This is a genomic window from Halapricum sp. CBA1109 (assembly GCF_009741825.1).
GTDB lineage: Archaea > Halobacteriota > Halobacteria > Halobacteriales > Haloarculaceae > Halapricum.
In genome coordinates, this window is record NZ_WPCA01000105.1 from 1 (window position 1) to 9,724 (window position 9,724).

The following is a 9,724-nucleotide window of genomic DNA, read 5'->3' on the forward strand; positions in this document are numbered from 1 at the left end:
AACTCGCCGACAAGGAGGACACACTCGCGCGTGATGCGGGACGTCGGCGTCCTATAAATATGCCAGAAGAACCCACCACGAGAACCCCGATACCGACCGGTCGCTTGCGTGGGCTGACAGCCACGTCCACGGACGGTCCGGTGTCGGTCTCTCTCGTGGTGGTCGCCGCCGCCATCGGCTTTGCGGTCTTGATCCCGACGCTGTGGATAGCCGTCGAGGCCAGCCTCCTCCGGGCCAGTACGATCCTGGGCGTCCTCCTGCGGCCGACGACCGCCGAGATTCTGTTCAACACCATCGTCCTCGTCGTCGGCGTGACCGCCGGGTCGATACTGCTCGGCGTCCCGCTTGCGATGTTGACGGCCCAGACGGACCTGCCGTTCAGCCGCCTCTTTACCGTCCTCGCGGCGCTGCCGCTGGTCATCCCCAGTTACATCGGGGCGTTCGCGTTCGTCTCGGCGTTCGGTCCCCGCGGCGTCCTCGCCGACGCCCTCGCCCCCATCGGCATCGAGCGCATCCCCTCTATCTACGGGCTGTTCGGGTCCGTGCTCGTCATCACGCTGTACACCTACCCCTACGTCTTCCTGACGACCCGGGCCTCGCTGCTCTCGCTGGACGGCCGGACCATCGAGGCCGCGCGGACGCTCAATCAGGGCCGCTGGGAGGCGTTCAAACGCGTGACGCTGCCGCAGTTGCGTCCCGGTATCGCCGCCGGCGCGCTGCTGGTCGCCCTCTACGCGATGGCCGACTTCGGGACGCCCTCGATCATGCGATACGACGTGTTCACCCGGATCATCTACGTCGAGTACAACGCCTTCCGCCCGGAGTTCTCGTACGTCTTCTCGCTGATTTTGGTCGGGTTGACGCTGCTCATCCTCTACGCGGAGGGACGGGTCGAACGGGACGAGGAGGGGTCGGCGTACGTCAACCGCGGCACCGACCGGCCTGGCGTCATCTCGCTGGGGAAGTGGCGCTGGCCGGCCGCGCTGGCCTGTCTGGCCGTCGCGGCGCTGGCGCTTGTCGTCCCGCCGGCCATCCTCGTGATGTGGCTCACCCGCCCCGCACAGGACATCGGCGGGGCAGCTATCGCCTTCGACTGGTCGTACGCCTACAACTCCGTGACCACGTCGTCGATTGCGGCGCTGGTCGGCGTCGTCGTCGCCCTGCCGCTTGCGTACCTCTCGGCCCGCGGCGAGGGCCGACTGAGCAGCATCCCCGAGCGAGCCAGTTACATCGGCTACGCCATCCCCGGCGTCGTCATCGGCCTCGGTCTGCTGGAGTTCGGGCTCACGATTGCGACCCCCATCTACAACACCATCGCTATCCTCGTGTTCGCCTACGTCGTCCGGTACCTCCCGCAGGCGGTCGGGACGCTCCGGACGTCGGTGTTGCAGGTCGACCCGCAGCTGCTCGAGGCCGCCCGGACGCTGAACGTCGGCTCGTTCCGGGCGTTTCTGAAGGTCGTCTTACCGCTGGTCCTGCCGGGCGTGCTGGCCGGCGGGGCGCTCATCTTCCTGACGAGCATGCGGGAACTCCCGGCGACGATACTGTTGAAGCCGTTCGGGTTCGAGACGCTCGTCACCTACATCTGGCAGGTCCAGGAGGCAGCCGTCTACGGCAAGGCGGCGATGCCGGCGCTCGTGTTGATCGGTATCTCCGCGCTGTCTATGGCCGTCATCCTCGGACGGGAGCACTACAATGTCAGGGAATAGCATCACCTCACCAGTCGAACGGACGCAGCGCGCGGTAGACACCACCGACAGCTTCGGCGACCCGATACTGGAACTCGCGGACGTCGGCAAGGAGTTCGGCGACGAACGGGCCGTCGACGGCATCTCCGTCGACGTGCGCGAGGGCGAACTCCTCACGCTGTTGGGTCCCTCCGGGTGTGGCAAGACCACGACGCTCCGGATGGTCGCCGGGTTGGAGACGCCCACCGAGGGCACCATCACCATCGACGGCGAACGCGTCGCCGGCGCCGGGACGGCCACCGCCCCCGAAAACCGCGACGTGGGACTGGTCTTTCAGGAGTACGCCCTCTTTCCGCACCTGAGCGTCGCCGAGAACATCGCCTTCGGACTCGAAGGCCACAGTTCGGCCGAGGAGGACGCCCGCGTCGAGGAACTGCTGGAACTGGTCGACTTGGCGGGCTACGGCGACCGCAAGCCCGAGTCGCTGTCGGGCGGCGAGCGCCAGCGGGTCGCGCTGGCGCGGTCGCTGGCCCCGGAACCGGACGTGCTCCTGCTTGACGAACCGTTCTCGAACCTCGACGTGCGCCTGCGCGTGGAGATGCGAGAAGAGGTCCGCCGCATCCTCAAGGAGGCCGGCGTCACGGCCGTCTCGGTCACCCACGACCAGGAGGAGGCGCTGTCTATCTCGGATCGGGTCGCCATCATGAACGACGGCCGGATCGAACAGGTCGGCAGTCCCGAGGAGGTGTTCGGCCACCCCGAGTCCCGCTTCGTCGCGAGCTTCCTCGGGCAGGCGAGTTTCCTCTCGGGCACCGTCGTCGATGGCGGCGTCGACACCCCCCTCGGGATGCTCGACGACGCCCAACTGGACGGCTCTATCGACGCCTATCGCGGGGCCGACATCGACGTCCTCGTCCGGCCCGACGACCTCGCTGCCCGCCCGAGTCCCGGGACCAGCGACGACGGCGAAATCGTCCACCGAACCTACACCGGCCCCTCGTTCGTCTACCGGGTTGCGCTGGACGCCGGTGACGTGGTCCACTGCCAGCACAACCACGCCACCGAGTTCGACCACGGGACCCGCGTCGAGGTAGCTATCGAAGCCGACCACTCCCTCGCGTGGTACCCCGCAGAGTGATGTCGGTCGCCCGCCGGTGTCGTGACCGCTGTGTCGCTCACTGGTGGCCCCTGACTGTCGGTGCGCTGTCTCTTCTCGCGGCCGCCGTCGTCTTCTGGGTGGCCAGCACCGTCTTTCCCTACCACTCGCTGAACCACGACGAGGGGGTCTACCTCCAGCAGGCCGCGATGTTACTGGAGGGACGGCTGTTCCTCGACCCCCCCGTCGAGGGCGTCTTTCGGCCGTGGTTCTTCGTCGAGTCCTCCGCGGGGCTGTATCCCAAGTACTCGCCGGTCCCGGCCGCGATGTTCGCGCCCGGGGTCGCGCTGGGCATCCCGCGACTCTCGCTCGCGGTACTCGGCGGCGCGTTCGTCGGCCTCGTCGTCCTCCTCGGCGCGGAGTTGTTCGACCGCCCCGTCGGACTGCTGGCGGGCGTGGTCGTCCTCGCGTCGCCGCTGTACCTGATCGAGGCGTCGGTGTTCCTGCCGTACGCGCCGACGACGGTCCTCAACCTCGCGTTCGCGCTGTCGTACCTCCGGGCCGACCGGACCGGGAGCCGTCGGTGGGCGGCGCTTGCCGGTGCGGCGGTCGGGTTGGCCTTCTTCTCGCGGCCGTACACGGCCGTCCTCTTTGCGACGCCGTTCATCGTCCACGCGCTGTGGACGCTACGGACGCGCGAGCGGTCGGTCCTCTTCCGGCAGGGGACGACCGCCGCACTCGGCATCGCGGGCGTCCTGCTGGCGCTTGGGTACAACGCCGTCGTCACGGGGAACCCGCTCGTGTTCCCCTACGAGGCGTTCGCGCCGCGGGACGGCCTCGGCTTCGGCTACCACGAGATACTCGACCACGGGAAGGAGTACACCCCGGAACTGGCCTGGGAGTCGAACTGGCGCATCTGGGTCGCCTTCGCCACCGACTGGGTCGCGGCGGGACTGCTGACCGTCGCCGTCGGCCTCCTCGGTCTCGCGGTCACGCTCGCACGCAAGCGCGACCCCGCCGTCTCACACTGGTCGGGGTCGTCCCGGCCGTGATGCTCGGCGAGATGTACTTTTGGGGGACGTACAACATGCTCGGCGACCTCGAGACGCCGGGCGACGGCCTCATCGCCAACCTCGGAACGTACTACCACCTCGACTTGCTGGTCCCGACGGCCATACTCGCGGCTGTCGGCATCGTCTGGACCGCACGACGGGGCTGGCGCATCCTCGCGGGACGGCTCGACCGGCGACCCGCCGCGGCCGTCGCGCTCGCAGTGTTGCTGGTCGTGACGCCGATAGCGGGCGCGGCCGCGGCCGGACCGATCAGCGGCCCCATCGAGCGCAACGGCGAGGTCACCGACTACTACGAGGCGACCTACGAACCGTTCGAGTCGTCGGATCTGGACGACAGCGTCGTCTTCATCCCCTCGCCGTACGGCCCGTGGCAGAACCACCCGTTCCAGGCGCTCCGGAACGACCCCTCCTTCGACGGCGACACCGTCTACGCGCTTGACGACCGGCCGTTCGACGTGGTCGACGCCTACCCCGACCGGGATATCTACCGCTACGCCTACCGCGGGCAGTGGTCGCCGGGCGTCGGTCCGGATATAGAGCCACACCTCCAATCGGTCGACCACGCGCGCGGCGACCGCGTCACCGTCTCGGCTACCGTCGGCGTCCCCGACAGCGCCATCCTCGTCTCGATCAGGCTGGCCTCGGGGACCGAGCAGGACCGCTACACCATCTCGGACCCGAACCCGAACACGACGGTCCGGGTGTCCGTCGCCGACGGCGAGGCGACGCTCGACGGCCCGGCCGTCGAGGACCCGGCGACGGTCGAGTTCGAGGACCGGGACCTGCTGTCGACGACGCTGTTCGTCGACTACGGCCGCGGGTCCGGGTTCAGCTACGAGGTGGACATCCCCGTCGTACAGGAGGACGGGGCGGTCCGGGCGCTGACGCCCGATTTGGAGTACTGTCGGGTCCCCCACCGGTGTAACGGCAACGCCGTCTACATCCCGGAACAGACGCCCGACGACGTGTTTATCCAGACGCGACTCCGAGGTGAGGACGGATGAGTCCGGAACTGACCCGCCGGGACGCTATCGTCGCCCTCGGCGCGACGGGCGTCGCCACGGCCGGCCTCGGAGCGTTAGTCTGGGACGACAGCGACGGCGAGGGCCAGCAGGGCGGCCCGTCGACGCGAGAGACGGCCGTCGCCGCCGCCGAGGCGCTGTATCCGACCGACGTCACGGGCATCGAGGGCTTCGTCGAGACGTACGTCCTCGGGCGCATCGAGGACCGGCCGACCCACCGCGAGGGGTTGGACGCGGCGACGACGGCACTCGAGGAGTACGCACAGAACTGGGAGGACACGTCGTTCACTGACCTTTCGCGGACCGAGCGACAGGATATCTTCGACAGTATGGGCGTCGACGGGGCCGACCCCGACCCGTCGGGGTCACAGCGTGAACAGGTGCGGTATTACGTGGTCAACGACCTGCTGTTCGCGCTGTATAGCTCTCCCACCGGTGGAAGACTGGTCGGACTGGAGAACCCGCAAGGCCACCCCGGCGGGAGCGACAGTTACCGGCGCGGACCGGAGTAGCTACAGCCGTTCTTCCAGCGAGACTTTCAGCACCGACTTGCCGATAGCGGCCCCGCCGGCCAGCGGATCGAGCGTCGTCTCGCCGGCCCGTTCGCGGTAGTCGATTTCGAGTTCACGGACGTCGTAGCCCCGAACCAGCGGCCGGAGGATGAGTTCCGCCGAGAGGCCGGTGTTCTCGGTCCACTCGATGGACTCGATCATCTCCGTGCGGTAGGCGCGCATCCCGGTCGTCGTGTCCCGGACCGTCTCGCCGGTCAGAATCGACGCCAGCACCGCGAAGGTGTGATTACCCAGTCGGTTGAACGCCGGCATCGCCTCGGCACCGCCGGAGAGTCGGTCGCCGCTGACCACGTCGGCACCGTCGTTGATGTGGTCGAGGAAGTCCGGCAACCGCTCCATCGGGTAGGTGTCGTCACAGTCCGTGGTGACGACGACCGGTCGCTCGGCGGCCGACAGCGCTCGCTCGACGGCCACGCCGTACCCCTGTGGCTCCTGCTCGATGACACGTGCACCGTGTTCACGGGCTATCTCCGGTGTCCGGTCGCTGGACCCGTCGACGCAGACGACCGACGCCGCGCCGTCGGTGACCCGGTCGATGTCCTCCAGCACGCGGCCGATTGCTTCCTCCTCGTTGTACGTCCCCATCACGACGCTAACGTCCTCGAACGTGTACTGTGCGGTCCGCTCGCGGAGTTGCTGACTCATTACTAGGGAGTTCGTGAGCACGTACTTGAGTTTTTAGGTTTGCCAAAACCAGTACGGGGATAGTCTTTCGTGACCTTTCTGTTGCCGAGGTGGAAAGTTTATGAGTGACGGCGGCGAACGTTCGTATGTCGCTCGCAGTCGGGCCGCCCTGACAGTGTTTCAGCGCTGTTCCCCCGGCGATCCGTACCCCACGGTTCGCTGTTCCCCGACATCCACCGGCGGTCCGTTGCGGGCGGCGCTTTTCGCGTTTACTCCGGCGGCGCGTCGCGGTCGACTGTTATCTCGTGGGCTTCGATGTCCTCAAGCGCCGCGACCTGTCCGCCCACGGTCAACTCCTCCTCGCCGGTGTCAAGCACCATCGAGGCGGTGGTGTAGTCGGTGGCGATGTCGACGGAGACGATAGCGCCCGACAGCTTTCGGCTCTCGCCCGTCTCGACTTCGCGGCCGTCGATGGTGGCGTAGAACTGCTCGTCGGTGTCGGCTAAGTCGGCGACACAGCGCCGGATAGTCCCGTAGCGCCGCGGGAACCCGCGCCCGTCGCCGTTGGCCACGATGGTCTCGGAGGTGGGCCACAGCACCGTGTTGAGAAAGCCCGAGAGGAGAAAACCCAGCTCCGAGCGATTGAATATCACGCCGTAGCGGTCGTCTGCGCCCTGAATCCCCTCGCGTGTGGCGTACATCGCGTACTCGCCGTCGGCGACGGCGACGATGGGCGTCGTGACGCCGCGGCGGGTCCGCACCGTCGTCGCCACCTCGATGTAGTCGAACGTCTCCGGGTCCGGGGCGGCCGTCGCCGGCGACAGCAGTATCTCGACGGCGACGCCCTCCTCGTGTTTGGCCGCTATCTCCTCGTGGAACCGCTCCAGCAACTCCGGCGTCAGCGACAGCATCAGTTCGTAGGCCGCGGACTCGATGACGTCCGAGAGGTATCGCAGCATCGTCGGCCGGGACTTCACCAGCGAGACGCCTTCGGCCTCGCGCGCGGGCTTGGTGTATCGCTCGCCCAGTCCCTCGACCAGCGACGACAGCGACGTCCGGTAGTCCGCGAACGCCTCTTCGGGGTCGATGGCGAGGACTTTCATCGGCCGGGACTCCCGGAGTTCGACGAGGCCGCTGTCGCTGAGGCTCCGCACCGTGTCGTACACCCTCGGTTGGGGAATGTCAGTGTACTCGGCTATCTCGGCGGCGGTCAACTCGCCGTGTTCCAGAATCGTGAGATACGCCTGCGCCTCGTACTCGCCGAAGTCGAGACGCTCGGCGATGTGCTCCAGCGACGACAGCAGGTCATCGGACGACATTACTGCGTTATTCTACGCGCCAATAAATCAGTCCTTTGTTAGTCGCTCGGTAATCGGCGGTTGCGGGTCCGCCGACACCGCTCAGTCGTCGGCGTCTGGATTGCGCCGACACCGCTCAGTCGTCGGCGTCTGCACTGCGCCGACATCTTTCAGTCGTCGGCCGGGGCACCGAGACTGCTCGACCCGGAGACGACGGACTCGTTCGCCGCGACCCAGCGCAACAGCAGGAACGCGAAGACGTACTTCGCGAGGATGTCGAGCGCGGAGTAGCCCCACGAGGTGAGGCCGGCGGACTCGACCAGCGCGAGCCCCTCGGCACCGACGGCCCAGATGAGCGGGTAGCCCAACCACAGCACGACCGTCAGTATCTTCAGGGTGTTGAAGATGTCAGCCGTCCCTGCGGCCGCGGCGTCCTCGGGCCACTCGACCAGCAGGACGTAGATGACCGCGAGGAAGAAGGCACAACTGATGCCGAAAAAGACCCAGCGCAGGAGGTGCGAGGACTCGATGAGCGCGGCCGCGAGCCCGGTCACACACATCCCGATGTCCATCGCGATGGCGGTAAACAGCGTCGCTCGATCGGTTCCGGCAACCATCCCCAGCGCCGCGAGAATAAACGGGGTCGAGAACGTCCACGTGAGGTAGCGTCCCCACGGCTGGAAGACGCCCGTCACCTCCTCGCCGCCGACCATCGCCGTCGCCCCCTCCAGCGCGTGGCCGGCGGGCATCTCGACGAACCCGGCTGTCAGCCCGGAAACGAGACTCGCGTAACTCGAGATGGATACAAGCGGCACCATCAACGTCGCGACCCAGATCATCCGGGCCCGCGTGCTCTCTACTTTCCGCCCCATCGCGACGAACAGGAGTATCGACAACCCTGCCAGCGCGATGTTCGCCCACAGCGAGGAACTCAACAGCGTGTCGTCTTGGATGAACTCGAAGACGTCGCCTTGCGTGACCTGTTGCAGGACGATGTCGGACTGTGCGGCAGTGACGTCGACGAGTGCGTGTTCGATCATAGTATGTCGTTGGCCTTTAAGCCACAACCCTCGATTCGTCGCCTCCCTTATTGCCGCTGGTGCCAAATTGATGTGGGTACCCCTCTCACAGCCGATCGAACTCGACGACGGCCTTTATCTGGTCGTCGTCGTCCTCGAAGGCGGGCGCGACGTTCCCGGGCGCCGCGACAGTGGTGATCAACTCCTCGAACAGCCAGTCCGGGAGCGCCCGGAGCGTCCGCGTCGCCTGCTGGAAGTGTCGCGTGTTCGAGTTGACGGTGCCCACCAGCGCCTTGTTGTGGACGACCAGTTCGGTGTGGAGCGACCCGCCGTCGACTTCGAACTCCCACGGGCTGGATATCCCGACCAGCGCCGCGACGCCGTTGGGCGCGAGGCCGTGGACGGCCTGCAGGGGGTGTTTGGCGTACCCCGTCGCCTCGTAGATGACGTCCATCCCGCCGTGTTCGCCCGGTATCACGTCGACCGGCGTCTCGCGACTGTCGACGTACGTCGCCCCGAGTCGCTCGATAATATCGATAGTCGGGTCGGGCCGGTCGCGCCGCCCCAGACAGTAGGTCTCCTCGAACTCCTGTCGGAACATCGCCAGCGTCACCAACCCGAGCGCGCCGTTCCCGAGAACCAGCGCCTGTTCGGGCGACCACTCGAACGCTCCCGGGAGGCGTAGGCGTGTTCCATCGCCTTCTCGGTGATCGAGATGGGTTCGACGAAACAGCCCACCTCGGCCAGCCGTTCGGGAATCTCGACGAGGTACTCCGCCGGACTCGTGACGTACTCGGCCATAAAGCCGTGCGCGCCGACGATACCGCGCTCGACGTGGTAGCCCGAGGGCGCCATATCGGGTTCGCCGCGCTCGAAGTACTCGTTGGTCCCCGCCGGCGGGCGTCGCCTGACCGTCGGGACGACGACGTCGCCGGCGTTCAGGTCCGTTCCGTTGGGGTCCTCGACGACGCCGACGGCCTCGTGGCCGAGGACCATATACTCCGCTCCCTCGGGGTAGTCGCCCTGACCCGATTCGAGTACCTCGTGATCGGTGCCGTCGATGCCGACGCGCAGGATTCGGACCAGCGCCTCGCCGTCCTCCGGTTCCGGCCGCGGGATGTCGATACGAGTCGGTTCGGTCTCTCCCCGGCGAACAGCGATAGCCTGCATACTCCCCACCGAGAGCCGCCGGGACCAAAACAGTTCGCCGGGTCAGTCCGATGGTGTTCAGATAAGAGGGCGACGTGGTCGAAAGCCCTCAGCCAGTTCCGGTCCCGCGGCTCGCTGTGCGCTTCCCTCGCTTCGCTCGGTCCAGTGCTTGCGTCGCCGGGG

At 67.2% G+C, this 9,724-nt stretch carries 8 protein-coding genes and 1 pseudogene; 5 read left to right on the forward strand and 4 right to left on the reverse strand.

Going from position 1 to position 9,724, the window contains the following annotated elements; genetic code table 11:
* The first annotated feature begins 59 nt into the window (after positions 1 to 59).
* Genes GJ629_RS11500 through GJ629_RS11515 form a run of 5 tightly spaced genes read left to right on the forward strand, consistent with a single transcriptional unit; the run spans position 60 to position 5,391 of the window.
* Positions 60 to 1,709: an iron ABC transporter permease gene (locus tag GJ629_RS11500; protein WP_157513198.1), complete on the forward strand. Its 1,650-nt coding sequence runs from the start codon at positions 60 to 62 to the stop codon at positions 1,707 to 1,709.
* Positions 1,696 to 2,826 (forward strand): ABC transporter ATP-binding protein, encoded by a 1,131-nt coding sequence (locus GJ629_RS11505; protein ID WP_157513199.1) that lies wholly within the window; start codon positions 1,696 to 1,698, stop codon positions 2,824 to 2,826. The genes GJ629_RS11500 and GJ629_RS11505 overlap by 14 nt, the downstream gene beginning before the upstream one ends.
* Positions 2,826 to 3,836, forward strand: a complete 1,011-nt coding sequence (locus GJ629_RS18010) for an ArnT family glycosyltransferase (protein ID WP_370515880.1) — start codon at positions 2,826 to 2,828, stop codon at positions 3,834 to 3,836. The genes GJ629_RS11505 and GJ629_RS18010 overlap by 1 nt, the downstream gene beginning before the upstream one ends.
* The gene (locus GJ629_RS18015) at positions 3,836 to 4,861 is read left to right on the forward strand and encodes a hypothetical protein (protein ID WP_370515881.1); all 1,026 of its coding nucleotides are present in this window, start codon (positions 3,836 to 3,838) and stop codon (positions 4,859 to 4,861) included. The genes GJ629_RS18010 and GJ629_RS18015 overlap by 1 nt, the downstream gene beginning before the upstream one ends.
* On the forward strand, positions 4,858 to 5,391 hold the full coding sequence (locus GJ629_RS11515; protein WP_157513200.1) for a gluconate 2-dehydrogenase subunit 3 family protein: 534 nt from the start codon (positions 4,858 to 4,860) through the stop codon (positions 5,389 to 5,391). The genes GJ629_RS18015 and GJ629_RS11515 overlap by 4 nt, the downstream gene beginning before the upstream one ends.
* On the opposite strand, the gene GJ629_RS11520 is transcribed toward GJ629_RS11515, so the two are convergent.
* The 4 genes and pseudogenes from GJ629_RS11520 to GJ629_RS11535 form a co-directional block, all read right to left on the reverse strand.
* The gene (locus GJ629_RS11520) at positions 5,392 to 6,096 is read right to left on the reverse strand and encodes a dolichyl-phosphate hexose transferase (RefSeq protein ID WP_157513201.1); all 705 of its coding nucleotides are present in this window, start codon (positions 6,094 to 6,096) and stop codon (positions 5,392 to 5,394) included. It lies immediately after the preceding gene.
* Between the two features lie 248 nt (positions 6,097 to 6,344).
* On the reverse strand, positions 6,345 to 7,394 hold the full coding sequence (trmB, locus tag GJ629_RS11525) for an HTH-type sugar sensing transcriptional regulator TrmB (protein ID WP_157513202.1): 1,050 nt from the start codon (positions 7,392 to 7,394) through the stop codon (positions 6,345 to 6,347).
* A 149-nt stretch (positions 7,395 to 7,543) separates the two neighbouring features.
* Positions 7,544 to 8,413, reverse strand: coding sequence for a bacteriorhodopsin (locus GJ629_RS11530; RefSeq protein ID WP_157513203.1), 870 nt, complete (start codon positions 8,411 to 8,413; stop codon positions 7,544 to 7,546).
* An 85-nt stretch (positions 8,414 to 8,498) separates the two neighbouring features.
* Positions 8,499 to 9,562, reverse strand: a pseudogene (locus GJ629_RS11535) (glucose 1-dehydrogenase).
* Between the last annotated feature and the right edge of the window lie 162 nt (positions 9,563 to 9,724).

Excerpts from the sequence above, each read along its gene's own strand:
- GJ629_RS11500 (WP_157513198.1), top strand. The coding sequence starts at position 60 with ATGCCAGAAGAACCCACCACGAGAACCCCGATACCGACCGGTCGCTTG.
- GJ629_RS11505 (WP_157513199.1), top strand. The coding sequence starts at position 1,696 with ATGTCAGGGAATAGCATCACCTCACCAGTCGAACGGACGCAGCGCGCG.
- GJ629_RS18010 (WP_370515880.1), top strand. The coding sequence starts at position 2,826 with ATGTCGGTCGCCCGCCGGTGTCGTGACCGCTGTGTCGCTCACTGGTGG.
- GJ629_RS18015 (WP_370515881.1), top strand. The coding sequence starts at position 3,836 with ATGCTCGGCGAGATGTACTTTTGGGGGACGTACAACATGCTCGGCGAC.
- GJ629_RS11515 (WP_157513200.1), top strand. The coding sequence starts at position 4,858 with ATGAGTCCGGAACTGACCCGCCGGGACGCTATCGTCGCCCTCGGCGCG.
- GJ629_RS11520 (WP_157513201.1), bottom strand. The coding sequence starts at position 6,096 with ATGAGTCAGCAACTCCGCGAGCGGACCGCACAGTACACGTTCGAGGAC.
- trmB (WP_157513202.1), bottom strand. The coding sequence starts at position 7,394 with ATGTCGTCCGATGACCTGCTGTCGTCGCTGGAGCACATCGCCGAGCGT.
- GJ629_RS11530 (WP_157513203.1), bottom strand. The coding sequence starts at position 8,413 with ATGATCGAACACGCACTCGTCGACGTCACTGCCGCACAGTCCGACATC.